Below are 17,247 nucleotides of genomic sequence, written 5' to 3' on the forward strand. Positions count from 1 at the left end.
AATGGTTGAGCCAGAGGCAAGTGCTATGCCTTCAATAACTGCCGCCCAGCACGCGTCATCCGGGAGAATATCGCACGAACGCGAAGCGCTGGCCGTCCGGCGCCCAGCAGGGCACGTTGATCGTCCCCTGACCGCCAAACAAGCCAAGCAGCACTCGCGGTTCGCCCCCGGCGGCCGGCAGCAGGCGGAGTTCCACGTCTTTGTCGCGCGGATGGCCGGTGACGCCGGGCTCATATGCGAGATAGAGCACATGGCGGCCGTCCGGCGAAGGATGCGGAAACCAGCTGACCCGCTCGTCGTCCGTCATTTTCTGGACGTCGCTGCCGTCCGGGCGCGCCCGCCACAGATCGACGGCGCCGCTCTTCTCGCCGTTGAACCAGATCCATTTTCCGTCAGGCGTATAGTCGGGCCCGTCGCAATGGTCGAAGCCGCGTGTGACCTGGAACTCCGCACCACCTCCGATCGGGCAGGTGTAGATCTGAAAAGTATCGCCACGCTTGGCCACATAGGCGAGCGTGCGTCCATCGGGCGACCAGCCGTGCCAGTAGGCGGGCGCTTGCTCCGTCACGCGGGTAGGCGTTCCGCCGCCGAAGGGCAGCGTATAAATCTCGCTCGACCCGCTCTCGGTGGAGTCGCTTATGACGAGCGTCGCGCCATCCGGGGAAATGCCGTGGTCGTTGTTGATATTGCGGGCAAAGCCGGTGTCGATCTCGACGAAGTCCGGATCAGCCAGATCGATCCGATAGAGCCTTCCGTTCCGGTTGGCGACCAGGGCTGCGCCGTCCGGCGTCCAGTTCGGCGCCTCGACGAGATCCGCCGTCTTCAGCACTGTCGTCACCGTCTCGCTCGCAAGCTCGAAGATCGCGATCTCGCTCTTCATCTCGTTTCTCCCTGAAATCTCGATAGAGATCGACTGGTCCGATCATCTGATTGCGTCGAGCACTTGTCGTTGCCGGTGCATCTCGAGAAAAATCCGGTAATCGCGATCGAACCGTTCCCGAGCCTTGGGATTGGGTTGCCGCTCCCTTCCTCCCTGCTGCATCGCCGCGCAGGCTTGCGCCAGCGTCGGGAACAGGCCGGCCGCGGTGGCCGCCACCATGCCCGTACCGAGCAGCATCGAATCCTCCGCCCGCGGCTCGATCACCGTGCAGCCCGTGGCGTCGGCATAAAGCTCCATCAGAAGCGGGTTCTTCGCATGGCCGCCGGTGACATGCAGCGTATCGACGGGCTGGCCGTTCTCGTTGAGCGCCTCCAGGATATGGCGCACGCCGAGCGCGATGCCGACGCAGGTGCGCCAGTAAAGGCGGCAGAGACTATCGAACGAGGCGTCGAGCGTCAGCCCACTGATGACGCCTACCGCATGCGGATCGGCGAGCGGCGAGCGGTTGCCGTGGAAATCCGGCAGCATATGCAGGCGTCCGGCGAGGTCCAGGCCCTCCCCGGCACGCAGTTCCATCACCCGTGCGGCGATCCGGCGATGAGTGGCCGCGTCGGGTTCGCCGCCCGCGCCGTGCCAGCGAATGATGTGATCGAGCAGCGCGCCGGTGGCCGATTGGCCGCCTTCGCTCAGCCAGCAGCCGGGCAGCGCCACGCCGAAATACGGCCCCCACCCGCCGACGAAGGGGCGCGGCTCTGCAGACATTGCCATCACGCAACTCGACGTGCCGGCGATCAGCGCGACATGCCGGTCGAGGCTCTGAAGATCGCCGGCATGGCCGCCAAGCACGCCGAGCGCGCCGGCATAGGCGTCGATCAAGCCGGCGCCGACGCGGCAGTTCACGGTCAGGCCGAGCGCCTCGGCCGCTTCCGCCGTCAGCGGCCCAAGATCCGCGCCGACTGGGCTCGCTTTGTTGGGCACGCGGCCGCGCTCCAGCATATCGTGGATGCCGACGAGCTTCAGGAAATCGCGCCGCCAGCCTTCCGCCTCATGGGCGAGGTAAGTCCATTTGCAGGTCAGCGTGCATTGCGAGCGGGCAAGCGAGCCGGAAGCCTTGAAGGTCAGGAAATCGGCCAGATCGTACATATAGCCGGCGCGCGCCCAGCTCTCGGGCAGGTTCCGCTTCAGCCACATCAGCTTCGGAGACTGCATTTCGGGCGACATCACGCCGCCGCAGAAGTCGAGCACGCAGTGGCCGGTGGCGGTGCATTCGTCGGCTTCCTCGAGCGCGCGATGGTCGAGCCAGACGATCGTGTCCCAGCGATCATCGCTTCCGGTCGAGACCGTAAGCTGGCCGCCATCGAAATCACGCAGCACCAGCGAGCAGGTGGCGTCGAAGCTGATGCCGGCGATCTCTCCGGCCAAGATGCCGGCCTTCTCGCGTGCCGCCCGGACCGCGAAGCAAACCGCCGACCAGATGTCTTCCGAATCGTGTTCGGCATGGCCGGGCTTCGGCCGGTTGATGATGATCGGGTGTTCGGCGCGCCCACGCAGTCCGCCGCTTTTGTCCAGAATGCCGGCGCGGGCGCTGCCGGTGCCGACATCGACGGCGCAGATGAAACGCTCCATCAGCAGGCGCTCTTTCGCGCTTGCGCTTCTGGGGAATGTCGCGACCGTTGCACCATGACGGCGAGCATAATGGCCGCCCGAAACGGCGCAAGAGGCAAGCGGGCGCCGCTAGGCAGCGGCAAACACTCTTTCGCCGCCGTTCCACACGCTCTCGACGTCCAGCGCATCCGACAAATGCACGATGTCGGCGCGCGCGCCCGGCGCAAGCCGCCCGTAACGCCCGCTCTGCCCAACACTGTCGGCTGGATAGAGCCCGGCCATGCGCAGGGCCTCGCCGAGCTCGACCCCGAGCGTCCGGTGCATGAAGCGGACGGCCGAGATCATGTCGAGATCGGCGCCGGCCAGTGTGCCGTCCTCCAGCGTCAGCCGTCCGCTTTCGCGCCTTATGGTGCGGCCGTTCAGCGTAAAGGAGGTCATGTCCGTGCCGATCGTCGCCATGGCGTCGGTTACGAGGAAGATCTTGCCCGACCCTTGCTTGGCGCGCAGCGCTATGCCGATCGTCGCCGGGTCGACATGGATGCCGTCGGCGATCAGTCCACACGACAGCGCGCCGGTGTCGAGCGCCGCACCGACCAGTCCCGGTTCGCGGTTGCCGATCTGGCTCATCGCATTGAACAGATGCGTGACCATCGATGCGCCGGCTTCCGCCGCGGCCGCTGCCGTGCGGTACGTCGCGTCGGAATGGCCGAGGCTTACAATCACTCCGGATTGAGCGAGTGAGGCTATGCGATCGTTTGAAACGGATTCCGGCGCAACGGTGGTCAGCAGCACCGGCACCTGCCAGCGCGCGGCGGCAAGTGCCGCTTCGTCTGCCTCCGTCATCGGCCGGATCAGCGCCGGGTCGTGAGCGCCCTTGCGGGCGGTCGACAAATGCGGGCCTTCTAGGTGCAGCCCAAGAAAACCAGGGATCTTTTGGCGCGCTGCGTCGGCCCCGGCGGCGATCGCTTGCGCGGTGATTTCCGGCGTGTCGGTGATCAGTGTCGGCAGCAGCGCCGTGGTTCCAAACGGCGCATGCGCTCGGCAGATGGTGCGGATCGTCTCGGCGTCGGGCCGGTCGTTGAACATGACCCCGCCGCCGCCATTGACCTGGACGTCGACGAAACCCGGCGCAAGCAGGCCGCCGTCGGCTTCCACCACGCGCATGCCGGACGGAATCGCGTCCGCCGCGACGATCGACTCGACCGACCCGTCGCGGATGAGCAGGACGGAGCGTTCATGCCAGGTCTCGCCGTCGAAGATCGTGGCGCCTCTTATGGCGAATGGCCCGCTCATATGGTCTCGGTCACTTTTCTGAGGTTCGGCGGCTCGTCCGGATTTAGCCCGCGATGCCGCGCAAACGCTTCGACGAAACCGTAGAACGACACGATCAGCGCCAGCGGGTCCGTCAGCGGATGCCCAGTATCGACATGGGGAAGCATTTTCGCGGCGCTGGCCCGCGCCGAGGTCAGGAACACCGATGCGCCCTTTTCGGCCAATCGGCCGGCGGCTTCCACCATGGACGGCTCCGAAGCGTCCCGAGCTGCGAGCGCCAGTACCGGAAAACCCGGGCCCACCAGCGCCAGCGGCCCGTGCATCACTTCGGCCGCGCTGTAGGCCTCGGCATGCATGGCGCAGGTTTCCTTGAATTTCAGCGCCGCTTCGCTGGCGATGGCGAAGGACGGGCCGCGGCCGAGAATGAATAGCGAACTCTGCCCGGTCAGCGCGGCCGAAATCTCCATCCAGTCGCATTCGACCGCCTTGCGAAAATGGCCAGGCAGTTCCGCCAAAGCGGCAAGCAACGCGGTGTCGCCGGTGCAATGCGCCATCAACGCCAGGCCGGCGACCGCCGAATTGACGAAACTCTTGGTCGCCGCGACGCTGCGCTCCGGACCGGCCAGGATGTCGATGGCGTAGTCCGAAGCGCACGCCAGCGGCGAATCTGCCGTGTTGGTGAGCGCGATGGTCAGCGCGCCGGCGGTGCGCGCGCTCTCGGCCATCGCGACGATATCGGGGCTCTTGCCCGACTGCGAGATCGTCAGGCAGGCCGACCCCGCGAGCCTGAGTTTCGCGCCATAGATCGAGGCGACCGACGGGCCGACGGAGGCTACGGGAATCCCGGCAGTCAGTTCCACGGCATACTTCATGAACGAGGCGGCGTGGTCGGAGGAGCCGCGCGCCACGGTTACGAGAAAAGCGGGATTGCGGTCGCGTACGCCACGCCCCGCCTCCGCCAGCGCCTCTCTCGAGCCATCGAGCAGGCGTGCCACCGCGTCGGGAATCTCGGCGATCTCTCGCCGCATATGCGTCATTGTGGTCAAACCGACGCTCCCGGATTGTCCGTGCGCCCGCTCAGGCGCAGTTCGGCGACGAAGTCGTAGGCGTCACCGCGATAGATCGAACGGGTGAATTCTATCACCTTGCCGCTGGCAAGATAGGAAATCCGCTCGATATTCAAACTGGCGGAGCCGGCCGGCACGTCGAGGAGCTTCGCATCTGCCTCGCCGAGATTGGCGGCCGAGATGCGCTGCACGGCGCGCACTGGGCGGTTGCCGGTTTTTTCCAGCGCCGCATAGAGCGACGAGCCGACCGCGCCTGGATCGGGCAGCGCGGTCGCGGACAGCGACGCGCGCTCGATTGCCAGCGGCGTATCGTTGGCGATGCGCAGGCGGCTGACGCGCGCCACGAACTCCTTCGACGAAAGGCCGAGCACCATCATCTCGTCGGGCGAGGGCGGATAGATGCCGCGGTCAAGCCAGGTGGATCGCACAGTCATGCCGCGCCTGGCCATGTCCTCGGTGAAGGAGGTCAAGAGCGACAGCGATTGCTCGACGCGCTCCAGGCGCGGCGCAACGAAAGTGCCGGAGCCATGTCGCTGGACGAGTATGCCGCCCTTCACCAGATCCTGAACGGCCTTGCGCACCGTCACCCGAGACACATCGGCTTTAAGTGCAATGTCGCGCTCCGAGGGCAGCGCATCGCCCGGCCCGATGACGCCGCTCAGCACCGCATCCTCGATGCTTTTCTTCAGTTGCAGGTAGAGCGGGGCGCCGCGCTGCGCTGCGTTCCTGACGCTTGCAAAGATCTGCTCGGCTGCGTCAGCCATGAGCCTTGCCCTCGCCGAACCGGCGCACCGCCATGGCGACCGCACCGCCAAGCGCATCCTGCAGCGCCGGGCGCACCATGGCCCGGTATTTCTGCGAAAGGCGCGGCTCCAGAAGCGGCGCAAGCCCGCCGAGCAGGCAGAGCGGATTGGCTTCGCGCAGATCGAGCACGCCAAGCGATGCCTCGATGTCGGAGACGGCGCGGGCAAGAATCCGCTCGCCGACAACGTCGCCCTTGGCGGCGTATTCGAAAACCATCGGCGCGAAACCGCCGAAATCGCCGGGCTTGGCCGTGGTCGTGAACTCGACCACGTCGCGCGGATTATCCCGAAACACGGCGAGCAATGCCTGGGTTAAGGGCGAAGCCTCGCGGATGCGGTCATAGGCGAGCATCGTTTCCTCAAGCAGGTCGCGGCCGATACGCCCGCCGCTTCCCTGGTCGCCGATCAGGAAGCCCCAGCCGCCGACTGTGCGTACCTGTCCGTCCTTGCGCACCATGAAGGCGGTGCCTGTGCCGAGCACGGCAATTGCGCCGTCGGCCTGGCCGAGCGCGCCTTCGAGCGCAATCAGCGCGTCGCTCTCGACGATGCTTCTGGGGAAGGGCAGTATGGCTTCGAGCTGCTGCCGGTAAGTGCCGACATTGCTGCCGGCCAGGCCGAGCAGGGCCGGTATTTCGGGGATCAGCGCCGGATCCTTGCCGGCATCGATGAGCGCAAGCCGCGCGGCCTCGACTATGTTCGCGCGGGCGCCGGTCAGGTCGGTGCGGATATTGGCTGGGCCGCTCTTGGCGCGGCCGATGATCGTGCCGTCGGGTCCGGCCACCGCCGCCCGGCAACTCGTGCCGCCGCCATCTATTCCAAGCACCAGTTCCACGTCGAAAGCTCCTCCGCAGTGATAATACCAATAAAATACCAATAGCCAAGTGCTAATTTGTTCGCCCGGTGCCGACACCGCTCATGTGTTTGAATGGATTGCATTTTACTGATGTTTCAACGAATCTGCGGAACAAATTTGTTAACGCCGCTGGACAAGTGGTATTTTTTTGGTATTGTCGGTTGATGGAGGGACATAATGGCCATTGCGCGTACCGAAGCGGTGCACAGAAATGCCAGCGGGCTGGATCTGCTGCCGCCGGAGGCCATTGTCCGTATTTTGCTCGACGCACAGGTCGAGGCCGCCAACAGTGCCCGCGCGGCGGCCGGCGATATCGCCGAGGCTGCCCGCTTGGCCGCGCATTGCCTCGCCACCGGCGGTCGGCTCGTTTATGCGGCCGCGGGCAGTTCTGCTCTGATGGCGCTCGCAGACGCGCTGGAGCTGCCGGGTACATTCGGTATCTCGCGCGATCGCATCGTCATACTCTTGGCCGGCGGCCTCGCCAGTCTCACCGACCTCGCTGGTGGCCCCGAAGACGACGCCGGTCAGGCGAAACGGGAAATCGCTTCGGCAGGCGTTTCGAACAAGGACTGCGTGATCGCGGTTTCGGCCAGCGGCTCGACGCCCTATGCGGTCGGCGCGCTCGAGGAGGCGAAAAGCCGCGGCGCTTCCACGATCTCGATCGCCAACAATGCAGGCGCACCGCTCACCGCGCTCGCCGATGTCGGCATCGTCGTTGAAACTCCACCGGAAGTGATCGCCGGCTCGACCCGGATGGGCGCTGGCACCGCGCAGAAAATCGCGCTCAACATGATGTCGACGCTGATGGCGGTTCATCTCGGCCATGTGCATGACGGCTACATGGTCAATCTCAATCCCGACAATCTCAAGCTGAAGGCCCGCGCCGCCCGCATCGTCGCGGCGATATCCGGCTGCACGGAGGTCGAAGCCGCATCGTGGCTCGACAAGGGCGGCGGTTCGGTCAAGGCTGCTATCCTGATGGCTGCCGGCGCGGCCAGCCGGGACGCGGCGCAGGAACTGCTCGCAGGCGCAGACCAGAAGCTCAGGCATGCGCTTGCGAAACTCGAGGGGAGCGCGGGCGCAATGTCCACGCCTCGTCATAACCGAACCTGAACAGGTCAAAACAGGGAGACTGAAATGAAGAACAAGGCACTGACAACGCTTCTGATGGCGTCCAGCATTCTCGGCTCGGCCGGGCTTGCTGTCGCCCAGGACAAGACGATCACCATCGAAAGCTGGCGCAATGACGACCTCGCCATCTGGCAGGAAAAGCTGATCCCGGCCTTCGAGGCCAAGAACCCCGGCATCAAGGTGGTGTTCGCACCGTCCGCGCCGACCGAGTACAATGCCGCGCTCAACGCCAAGCTTGACGCCGGCTCGGCCGGCGACCTGATCACCTGCCGCCCGTTCGACGCATCGCTTGAACTCTACAACAAGGGCCACCTCGCCAACCTGGCCGACCTGCCCGGCATGGAGAATTTCTCCGATGTCGCCAAGTCTGCCTGGACCACTGACGACGGCTCGGCCGATTTCTGCGTGCCGATGGCGTCCGTCATCCACGGCTTCATCTACAATGCCGACGCATTCCAGCAGCTCGGCATCGCCGTGCCTGCGACGGAAGCCGAGTTCTTCGCAGCCCTCGACAAGATCAAGGCCGACGGCACCTACATCCCGTTGGCGATGGGCACCAAGGATCTCTGGGAAGCCGCGACCATGGGCTACCAGAACATCGGCCCGAACTATTGGAAGGGTGAGGAAGGCCGCCTGGCGCTGATCAAGGGCGAGCAGAAGCTGACCGATCCGGCCTGGGTCGAGCCCTTCGCCACGCTCGCAAAGTGGAAGGACTATCTCGGTGACGGCTTCGAGGCGCAGAGCTATCCGGACAGCCAGAACCTGTTCACGCTCGGCCGCGCGGCTATCTATCCCGCCGGCTCGTGGGAGATTTCCGTCTTCAACACACAGGCGCAGTTCAAGATGGGCGCCTTCCCGCCCCCGGTGAAGAATGCCGGGGACGAGTGCTACATCTCCGACCACAACGACATTGCGATCGGTCTCAACCCGAAAAGCCCGAACGCCGACGCGGCCAAGACTTTCCTGTCCTGGGTGGCTTCGCCGGAATTCGCCACGATCTACGCCAACGCGCTGCCGGGCTTCTTCAGCCTGTCCTCGACGCCGGTGAAGATGGAAGACCCGCTTGCCCAGGAATTCGTGTCCTGGCGCGACAAGTGCAAGTCGACCATCCGCTCGACCTACCAGATCCTGTCGCGCAGCACGCCCAACCTTGAGAACGAGACCTGGGTCAAGTCGGCCAACGTGATCAACGGCACCGAGACGCCGGAAGCGGCGGCCAAAGTGCTTCAGGACGGTCTCGACAGCTGGTACAAGCCGGCTAAGTAAGAGCGACGCACCAAGTCGGGTTGAGCTACACGCTCGGCCGGGATTGTTCGCAGTTGTCTGCGCTGCTCCTCACCCTTACCCTCTCCCCGCGAATGACGGGGAGAGGTGGCGTCAGCGCTGGAGCTTGTACTTCTCCCGTCCAAGAAGAAGGGAGAGGCGCGATGCCGAAGACAGCCCCTTCTCCCTGTCACTATACGGGGAGAAGTGCCCGGCAGGGCGATGAGGGGCGGCGCTGTCGATAGACCAATGAAGCGCCCCCAGAACGGAACGGGACCAAGCCAATGGCGGAAAGCACCGAGATCAGGCGGCCAATGCGCTGGCATATTGCCGTGTTCCTGGCGCCGGCGGTGCTGGTCTATACGGCGGTCATGATCGTGCCGCTGTTCGGCACGCTGCAGCTTTCCCTGTTCAGCGCCGAGGGCCAGACGCGTGTTTTCGCCGGCCTGGATAATTTCCGTACCCTGTTCTTCGACCCGCGCTGGGCCGCGAGCTTCTGGAACGCGCTGTGGAACAACACCTGGTTCTTCATCATCCATATGCTGGTGCAGAACCCGATCGGCGTCGTGCTGGCGGCGCTACTTTCATCGCCCAGGCTGCACTTTTCCGCCTTCTACCGCACCGCGATCTTCATCCCCACGATCCTGTCATTCGTCATCGTCGGCTTCGCCTGGAAGCTGATCCTCTCGCCGCTTTGGGGTGTCGCGCCCAACCTGCTCGACCTCGTTGGCCTGAAGAGCCTGTTCACGCCATGGCTCGGCAAGGAGGAATATGCGCTGACGACGCTCGGCCTGATCTCGGTCTGGCAATTCGTCGGCATTCCGATGATGCTGATATACGCGGCGCTGCTGTCGATTCCCGACGAGGTGATCGAGGCCGCCGAATGCGACGGCATCACCGGCATGGCGCAGTTCTGGAAGATCAAGCTGCCGCTGATCCTGCCCTCCATCGGCATCATCTCGATCCTGACCTTCGTCGGCAATTTCAACGCCTTCGACCTGATCTATTCGGCGCAGGGCGCTCTCGCCGGCCCCAATTTCTCGACCGACATTCTCGGCACCTTCCTCTACCGCACCTTCTTCGGCTTCCAGCTGCAGATCGGCGATCCGTATATGGGCTCGACCATCGCCTCGATGATGTTCTTCATCATCCTCGCCGGCGTGTGCCTGTACCTGTTCGCCGTTCAGACGCGGCTGCGGCGTTATCAGTTCTGAGGGTGAGGAGATGAGCACCGCCACCTCTTCTCTACCCAGAACCATCGCTGCCCATGCCGTGCTGCTCGCCTACACGGCCATCGCGCTGTTCCCGGTCGTCGTTATCGTCGTCAACTCCTTCAAGTCGCGCAACGCGATCTTCCGCTCGCCGTTGTCGCCGCCCACAACCGAGACCTTCGACCTGATCGGCTACACGACCGTGCTGAGGCAGGGCGACTTCTTCCTCTATTTCCAGAACAGTTTCATCGTCACCGTCATGTCGCTGTTCCTGGTGCTGCTGTTCGGCGCGATGGCGTCGTTTGCGCTGTCGGAATACCGCTTTCGCGGCAATTCGCTGATGGGCCTTTACCTGGCGCTGGGCATTATGATCCCGATCCGGCTCGGCACCGTGGCGATCCTGCAATTGATGGTGGCGAGCGGGCTGGTCAACACGCTGACGGCGCTGATCCTGGTCTACACCGCGCAAGGGCTGCCGCTCGCCGTGTTCATCCTGTCGGAATTCATGAAGCAGGTTTCCGACGATCTCAAGAACGCCGGCCGCATCGACGGGCTTTCCGAATACCGCATCTTCTTCCGCCTGGTGCTGCCGCTGGTGCGGCCGGCCATGGCGACGGTCGCCGTCTTCACCATGATCCCGATCTGGAACGATCTGTGGTTCCCGCTGATCCTCGCGCCTTCGGAAGCGACCAAGACCGTCACGCTCGGCGCTCAGCTCTTCATTGGGCAATACGTCACCAACTGGAACGCCGTGCTCGCCGCGCTCTCGCTGGCGATCCTGCCGGTGCTGATCCTCTACCTCATCTTCTCGCGACAACTGATCCGCGGCATCACCTCGGGAGCGGTGAAGTGAGACAAGCAGTCTCTTCAAAAGTTAGCGCCGCACCTCACCCTTACCCTCTCCCCGTGAAGGACGGGGAGAGGGGGATTGCCCGACGTCGAAGCCGCCCTCCTCTCCCCGTCCTTACGGGGAGAGGTGCCCGGCAGGGCGGTGAGGGGCTGCGCCGACTTCCCAGTAAAGGCAGTTCGACATCGCAATTTGGAAGCCCGCAATGAACGCTGACATACCCCTCTGCGTCGTCGTCGCCGGGCTCGGCAATATGGGCCGGAGCCATGCGCTTGCCTACCACAACAATTCCGGCTTCGAGATCATCTCGCTGGTCAACCGTTCGGACGTGCCGTTGCCCAAGGAGCTCGGCGCCTATGAAATCCGGCGCTCGTTCGAGGATGCGCTGCGCGACCTGCGGCCCGACGTCGCTTCCATCAACACCTATTCCGACAGCCATGCCGACTACGCGGTCATGGCGCTGGAAGCGGGCTGCCACGTCTTCGTGGAAAAGCCGCTCGCCACCACCATAGCCGATGCCGAACGCGTGGTCGCTGCGGCCAAGGCCAACGGCCGCAAGCTCGTCATCGGCTACATCCTCCGGCATCACCCGTCCTGGATGCGTCTGATCGAAGAGGCGCGCAAATTGGGCGGCCCCTATGTCTTCCGCATGAACCTGAACCAGCAGTCGAGTGGACCGACTTGGCAGACGCACAAGGCGCTGATGCAGACGACCTCGCCGATCGTCGACTGCGGTGTCCACTATCTCGACGTGATGTGCCAGATCACCGACGCGAAACCTGTCGAAGTGCGGGGCATGGGTCTGCGGCTGACCGACGAGATCGACCCGGCGATGTACAATTACGGCCACCTGCAAGTGCTCTTCGACGATGGCTCGGTTGGCTGGTACGAGGCGGGCTGGGGGCCGATGATGTCGGAAACTGCATTCTTCGTGAAGGACGTGATCTCGCCTCAAGGCTGCGTCTCGATCGTCATGAGGGAGGGCGCGAAGTCCGACGACATTGACACCCACACCAAAACCTCGGTGATCCGTGTGCATGAGGCCGCTACCGGCCCCGATGGGCGGTTTCTACGTTCCGACCAGGACCTGGTAATGAGCGGCGAACCCGGTCACCAGGAGCTTTGCGACCGCGAGCAGGCGTTTTTGCTCAAGGCGATCCGCGAGGATCTCGATCTCACACGCCACATGGATGACGCGGTGAAATCGCTCCGCGTCTGCCTCGCCGCCGACGAAAGCGTGCGCTCCGGCCGCGCTGTAACCCTTTAGAACGGATCGGAATCGCCGTGGGCTCGCTGAAAATCGAAAACATAAAAAAATCCTTCGGCTCGGTCGACGTGCTGAAGGGCATCGACCTGGACGTGACGGATGGTGAATTTGTCGTCTTCGTCGGGCCGTCCGGCTGCGGCAAGTCCACGCTTTTGCGCATCATCGCCGGGCTTGAGGATTCCACCTCCGGCAAGGTCCTGATCGATGGCGACAATGTCGGCAACGTGCCGCCGGCCAAGCGCGGCATCGCGATGGTGTTCCAGACCTATGCGCTCTATCCGCATCTGACTGTGAAGAACAATATGAGCCTCGGCCTGAAGCAGGCCGGCGAGCCCGCCGACGAGATCGCACGGCGTGTCGGCATCGCCTCCTCGATGTTGTCGCTGGAACCTTATCTGGAGCGCCGTCCGGCCGAGCTTTCCGGCGGCCAGCGCCAGCGTGTCGCCATTGGCCGCGCGGTGGTGCGCGAACCGAAGCTTTTTCTGTTCGATGAGCCGTTGTCCAATCTTGACGCCGCGCTGCGCGTCAACACGCGGCTTGAGATCGCGCAGCTGCATCGCCGCCTCGCCGCGACGATGATCTACGTCACGCACGACCAGGTCGAGGCGATGACGCTGGCCGACAAGATCGTCGTGCTCAACAACGGTCAGATCGAACAGGTCGGCGCGCCGATGGAACTCTACAATTCGCCGGCAAACGAATTCGTCGCCGGATTTATCGGCTCGCCCAAGATGAATTTCATCGACGGCGGCAGGCTGGGCGAAGCCGCGAAGACGATCGGAGTTCGCCCCGAGCATATCACCGTCGACCGCAACGCCGGCACCTGGAAAGGCACGGTCATCCACGCCGAGCATCTTGGCGCCGACACCAACCTCTATATCGACACGGAAAAGGCGGGCCTGCTGACGGTGCGCATCTTCGGCGTTTACGATGCCGAGCCCGGCGCGGCGATCTATGCGACGCCCGATCCGGCCAGAACCTATCGCTTTGGCGCCGACGGCAGGGTAATTAGATAGGCGCCGGTTGAAAGCTCAAGTCGGCACTGCGATCATCGACACGCTGCATCCCGTTTACGAGGGCAGGGTCTTCCATTGGACCAGGGACACCCCTGACGATACCCGCGTCACCGAATACTTGCCGACCGCCGCGAGCGACAACGAGGAAAGCTGGCGCCGCAGTCCCTTCTATTACCTCCTTCAAAGCGGCGAGGACGAATTACGCCGCCGTCTCGAATTGGGCGAAACGGCCGGGTTTCCGATCCTCGACGAACTGATGCAGAGAGGCGAGACCGATTATTTCGCCATGATCCATCGGTTCGACAAGAAAACCGCTATCGGCGAGATGGATTGTTTAATGTCGCGCTGGACGACAACGCGGCCAGGCGGCTTCAACGAAGCCGATCTGAAGGCTCTGCGCCGGCTGGTCCCTGCCCTTGGCCTCGCGATCAAGTCGGCGTCGCTCGCGCGGGTCGCGGAATCGCTGGTCGAAGCCTATCTCGGGCGTGATCCGGGTCGGCGCGTGCTCCAGGGCCGGATGTCGCGCGGCGTGGTCGAAAAGATCAACGCCGTGCTGTGGTTCTCGGACATGAAAGGCTTCACCGCGCTTTCCGAAAGCATCGCGTCCGACCAGCTGATCCCGCTGCTGGACGATTACGCCGAGGCCGTCATTTCGGCTATCCATGGCGCTGGCGGCGATGTGCTCAAGCTTATTGGCGACGGCACGCTGGCGATTTTCACAGCCGACGATCCCGAGGAGGCCTGCTGCTCGGCGCTGCGGGCCGAGGCGGAGCTAAGGTTGCGGCTGGCCGAGCTCAACCAGCGCCGTGAAGCCGAGGGAAGACCGACCACGTCGATCTATCTCGGGCTGCATATCGGCGATGTCTTCTACGGAAACATCGGCAGCAAGGACCGGCTCGACTTCACCGTCGTCGGCCAGGCGGTGAACGAGGTGAGCCGCATCGCGTCGATGTGCAGTTCGGTCGATCGCGACGTTCTCTTTTCGGCCGCCTTCCGCGCGTCTCTGCCCGAGGCGGAGGGAGCGAAGCTCGTCTCGGTCGGCCGCTACGCGCTGCGCGGCGTCGGCCGCGCCCAGGAACTGTTCACGCTCGATCCGGAACTGGCGGTTTTCCCGCTACGTTGAGACGGGCGAGTCAAAAAGGTGCGTCCTTCGAGGCTCGCTGCGCTCGCACCTCAGGATGAGAAAGGTGGGCGCATCGTTGCCAGATTCTGAGACGCCGACGACTGCAATATGCTGCCAGCGAAGCGTGCTTTCGTCTCAGAACTGGCGATCAGCGCCAACAGCCCTCATCCTGAGGTGCGAGTGCAGCGAGCCTCGAAGGACGCACCCAATCGAAAAACCTACCCGTCGGCGCGAACCTGCTGGCGCTGCGATCCAAGCCCTTCGATGCCTAGTTCCACCACGTCGCCGGCCTTCAGATAGCGCGGCGGCTTCATGCCCATGCCGACGCCCGGCGGCGTGCCGGTCGAGATGATATCGCCGGGCAGCAGGGACATGAACTGGCTGAGGTATGAAACGAGATATGACGCCCCGAACACCATGGTCCTGGTCGAGCCGTCCTGCATGAACTCGCCATTGACCGTCAGCCACATCTTCAGTTTCTGCGGGTCGGGAACCTCGTCCTCGGTCACCAGCCACGGGCCGGTTGGGCCGAACGTGTCGCAGCTCTTGCCCTTGGTCCACTGGCCCGAGCGCTCGGTCTGGAAGGCGCGCTCGCTGACATCATGAACGACGCAGTAGCCGGCGACGTAATCCAAAGCCTCGGCTTCGGAGACGTATTTTGCTTGTCTGCCGATGACGATGCCGAGTTCGACCTCCCAGTCGGTCTTTTCCGAACCGCGCGGGATCAGCAGGTCATCATTAGGCCCGACGATCGCCGAGGTCGCCTTCATGAAGATGATCGGCTCCGGCGGCACGGTCGCGCCGGTCTCGGCGGCATGGTCGGAATAGTTGAGGCCGATGCAGATGAATTTGCCGGTGCCCGTTACGCAAGGGCCTATGCGAGGGCTGCCGTCGACCGGCGGCAGCGTCGCCGGGTCGATGCGGGAGAGATCCGCCAGCGACCGCGGATCAAGCGCCGCTCCGCCAATGTCGGCCACATGCGCCGACAGATCCCGGATCTTTCCATCCGCGCCGATCACGCCCGGCCGTTCGCTTCCGGCCTCTCCATATCGAACCAGTTTCACATCATACTCCTTGAGGACAAAGATCAGATCGCCATGCCGCCATCGATGGCATAGGCTTGGCCGGTCGTATAGGTCGCGCCGGCGAGATAGACCGCGAGGTCGGCTATTTCTTCTGGCGTGCCGATGCGGCCCATGGGTTGGCGCGCGATGAAGGCGGCGCGTGCGGCCTCGTAGTCCCCCTGCGCCCGCATCCGGTCTTCCAGCGAGGGGCTCTCGACCGTGCCCGGGCAGATGGCGTTGCAGCGTATGCCCTGGCCGACGAAGTCCGCGGCGACTGATTTGGTCAGGCCGATCACCGCCGCCTTTGTGGTGGAATAGGCGAAGCGGTTCGGCACGCCCTTTATGCTCGACGCCACCGAGGCCATGTTGATAATCGCCCCGCTGCCGCGCGCGATCATGCCGGGCAGCACGGCGCGGATGGTTCGCACCATGGATTTCACATTGAGATCGAAGGCGAAATCGAGGTCGCCCTCCTTCATGTCGAGGATCGAGCCGGCATGGACGAAGCCGGCGCAGTTGAACAGCACGTCGACCGGGCCAATGGCGGCCAAGGCAGTGGCGACCGCCGCATCGTCGAGAACGTCGAGCCTTTGCACCGAAAGCCCGCCCTCACGGCCGAGTTCTGCGAGCAGCTTCTCGTTGATGTCGGTGGCGTGCACCACGGCGCCCGCGCGTGCAAAAGCCAGCGCGGTCGCGCGGCCTATGCCTTGCGCCGCCGCAGTGACCAGAACCGTCTTGCCCGCCAGATCTCCCGTCATCGCCATTTCCTCTCCTGGCGCAGTCGTAAGTTTACACGCCGGGTTCGTCAACGCGGCCAGGACGCGGAGAGGAGCGCCCGGCGGCGAACGTGTCTGTTTATCGGTAAAGAACAGGTTTTTTGCCGTCAAGCCCGAGTGAGGCTTGCGGTGCGGCTTTCCTCGTCTATGAATTTCGGCCAGTCATGGGAGAACGGGAGCGCGCCATGCTGGTCGACACGCACCTTCACATCATCGACAAATCGCGCCTGCGCTATCCGTGGCTGGCGGAGGTTCCGGCGCTCGACCGCGACTTCCTCTACGCCGAATATGAGCGCCAGGCGCTGCGCGCCGGCATTTCCGACGCCATCCACATGGAAGTGGACGTGGCGCCTGACCAGATCGAGGCGGAAATCGCCTTTGCCGGCGAACAATCTCGGTCGGCGGGAAGCCTGATCCGCGGCTGCATCGCAGCCTGCCGGCCGGAGGAACCGGGCTTTGCCGCCCTTCTCGAGAAATATGCCGCCGACCCCTTCGTGCTGGGTTTCCGACGCCTCATCAACCCACTGTCGGAGGGCGTTTCGGACAGCCGCATCTTCGTTGAAAACATCCGCCGTCTTGGTGGAACATGGCTGACCTTCGACGCGCATGTCCACGGCCATCAGTTGCCGCGGGCGATCGCGCTTGCCGACGCGGCGCCAGAGGTTCGCTTCATCCTCGACCATTGCGGCGTGCCGGACATTCGCGGCGGCGATTTCTCTGGGTGGCAGGAAGGCATCGCGGATCTCGCGAGGCGGGAGAACGTAACCGCCAAAATTTCCGGCATCGTCGCCTATGCCGATCCCGACGGCTGGACGGCCGAGACGCTGCGGCCCTATGTCGAGCACATCATCGAAAGTTTCGGCTGGGACCGTGTGGTGTGGGGCAGCGACTGGCCAGTCTGCACGCTGGGCGGCGGACTGCTGGCCTGGACAAGCGCGACCCATGCGCTGCTTTCAGGCTGCGCCAATAAGGAACGTGAAAAACTGTTCTGGCGGAACGCGGACCGGATCTGGAAGCTGGGATTGGCCGGCGCTTGGGAATAGTGCGTCCTTCGAGGCACCCTCAACCG

Annotated in this window: 16 protein-coding genes; 8 read left to right on the top strand and 8 right to left on the bottom strand. The window is 64.0% G+C overall.

The features are described 5' to 3' along the window. Positions 1 to 55: 55 nt before the first annotated feature. The 6 genes from G6N73_RS09820 to G6N73_RS09845 all read right to left on the bottom strand — a co-directional run bounded on the left by G6N73_RS09820 (position 56) and on the right by G6N73_RS09845 (position 6,459). The gene (locus G6N73_RS09820) at positions 56 to 880 is read right to left on the bottom strand and encodes a TolB family protein (protein ID WP_165026869.1); all 825 of its coding nucleotides are present in this window, start codon (positions 878 to 880) and stop codon (positions 56 to 58) included. Positions 881 to 922: 42 nt separating this feature from the next. Further along, the gene (locus tag G6N73_RS09825; RefSeq protein ID WP_425484069.1) at positions 923 to 2,506 is read right to left on the bottom strand and encodes an FGGY-family carbohydrate kinase; all 1,584 of its coding nucleotides are present in this window, start codon (positions 2,504 to 2,506) and stop codon (positions 923 to 925) included. 108 nt (positions 2,507 to 2,614) lie between these two features. Beyond that, positions 2,615 to 3,778, bottom strand: coding sequence for an N-acetylglucosamine-6-phosphate deacetylase (nagA, locus tag G6N73_RS09830; protein WP_165026871.1), 1,164 nt, complete (start codon positions 3,776 to 3,778; stop codon positions 2,615 to 2,617). After that, the gene (locus G6N73_RS09835) at positions 3,775 to 4,785 is read right to left on the bottom strand and encodes an SIS domain-containing protein (RefSeq protein WP_206078777.1); all 1,011 of its coding nucleotides are present in this window, start codon (positions 4,783 to 4,785) and stop codon (positions 3,775 to 3,777) included. The genes nagA and G6N73_RS09835 overlap by 4 nt, the downstream gene beginning before the upstream one ends. A gap of 14 nt (positions 4,786 to 4,799) precedes the next feature. Next, on the bottom strand, positions 4,800 to 5,588 hold the full coding sequence (locus G6N73_RS09840; protein WP_165026873.1) for a GntR family transcriptional regulator: 789 nt from the start codon (positions 5,586 to 5,588) through the stop codon (positions 4,800 to 4,802). After that, positions 5,581 to 6,459, bottom strand: a complete 879-nt coding sequence (locus G6N73_RS09845; protein WP_165026876.1) for a BadF/BadG/BcrA/BcrD ATPase family protein — start codon at positions 6,457 to 6,459, stop codon at positions 5,581 to 5,583. The genes G6N73_RS09840 and G6N73_RS09845 overlap by 8 nt, the downstream gene beginning before the upstream one ends. Before the next feature lie 198 nt (positions 6,460 to 6,657). Between G6N73_RS09845 and G6N73_RS09850 the strand changes: the two genes are divergently transcribed. From G6N73_RS09850 to G6N73_RS09880, 7 genes are all read left to right on the top strand, one after another. Then, positions 6,658 to 7,593, top strand: coding sequence for an N-acetylmuramic acid 6-phosphate etherase (locus G6N73_RS09850; RefSeq protein WP_165026878.1), 936 nt, complete (start codon positions 6,658 to 6,660; stop codon positions 7,591 to 7,593). A gap of 24 nt (positions 7,594 to 7,617) precedes the next feature. After that, positions 7,618 to 8,877, top strand: coding sequence for an ABC transporter substrate-binding protein (locus G6N73_RS09855; protein ID WP_165026881.1), 1,260 nt, complete (start codon positions 7,618 to 7,620; stop codon positions 8,875 to 8,877). A 281-nt stretch (positions 8,878 to 9,158) separates the two neighbouring features. Continuing rightward, entirely contained in the window at positions 9,159 to 10,088 is a 930-nt protein-coding gene (locus G6N73_RS09860) for a carbohydrate ABC transporter permease (protein ID WP_165026883.1), read from the top strand. 10 nt (positions 10,089 to 10,098) lie between these two features. Continuing rightward, positions 10,099 to 10,938: a carbohydrate ABC transporter permease gene (locus G6N73_RS09865; protein WP_165026886.1), complete on the top strand. Its 840-nt coding sequence runs from the start codon at positions 10,099 to 10,101 to the stop codon at positions 10,936 to 10,938. 199 nt (positions 10,939 to 11,137) lie between these two features. Beyond that, positions 11,138 to 12,199 (top strand): Gfo/Idh/MocA family protein, encoded by a 1,062-nt coding sequence (locus tag G6N73_RS09870; protein WP_165026888.1) that lies wholly within the window; start codon positions 11,138 to 11,140, stop codon positions 12,197 to 12,199. Between the two features lie 17 nt (positions 12,200 to 12,216). Then, entirely contained in the window at positions 12,217 to 13,215 is a 999-nt protein-coding gene (locus G6N73_RS09875) for an ATP-binding cassette domain-containing protein (protein ID WP_165026891.1), read from the top strand. A gap of 7 nt (positions 13,216 to 13,222) precedes the next feature. Then, on the top strand, positions 13,223 to 14,338 hold the full coding sequence (locus G6N73_RS09880) for an adenylate/guanylate cyclase domain-containing protein (protein ID WP_246251839.1): 1,116 nt from the start codon (positions 13,223 to 13,225) through the stop codon (positions 14,336 to 14,338). A gap of 218 nt (positions 14,339 to 14,556) precedes the next feature. On the opposite strand, the gene G6N73_RS09885 is transcribed toward G6N73_RS09880, so the two are convergent. Together G6N73_RS09885 and G6N73_RS09890 are read right to left on the bottom strand one after the other, a co-directional pair. Next, positions 14,557 to 15,402, bottom strand: a complete 846-nt coding sequence (locus tag G6N73_RS09885; RefSeq protein WP_165026894.1) for a fumarylacetoacetate hydrolase family protein — start codon at positions 15,400 to 15,402, stop codon at positions 14,557 to 14,559. Between the two features lie 23 nt (positions 15,403 to 15,425). Further along, on the bottom strand, positions 15,426 to 16,160 hold the full coding sequence (locus G6N73_RS09890; RefSeq protein ID WP_165027067.1) for an SDR family oxidoreductase: 735 nt from the start codon (positions 16,158 to 16,160) through the stop codon (positions 15,426 to 15,428). Positions 16,161 to 16,363: 203 nt separating this feature from the next. On the opposite strand from G6N73_RS09890, the gene G6N73_RS09895 reads away from it, so the two are divergent. After that, positions 16,364 to 17,221 (top strand): amidohydrolase family protein, encoded by an 858-nt coding sequence (locus G6N73_RS09895; RefSeq protein WP_165026897.1) that lies wholly within the window; start codon positions 16,364 to 16,366, stop codon positions 17,219 to 17,221. Positions 17,222 to 17,247 lie beyond the last annotated feature (26 nt).

This window comes from Allomesorhizobium camelthorni, assembly GCF_011045125.1.
In the GTDB taxonomy this organism is placed as follows: Bacteria; Pseudomonadota; Alphaproteobacteria; order Rhizobiales; family Rhizobiaceae; genus Allomesorhizobium; species Allomesorhizobium camelthorni.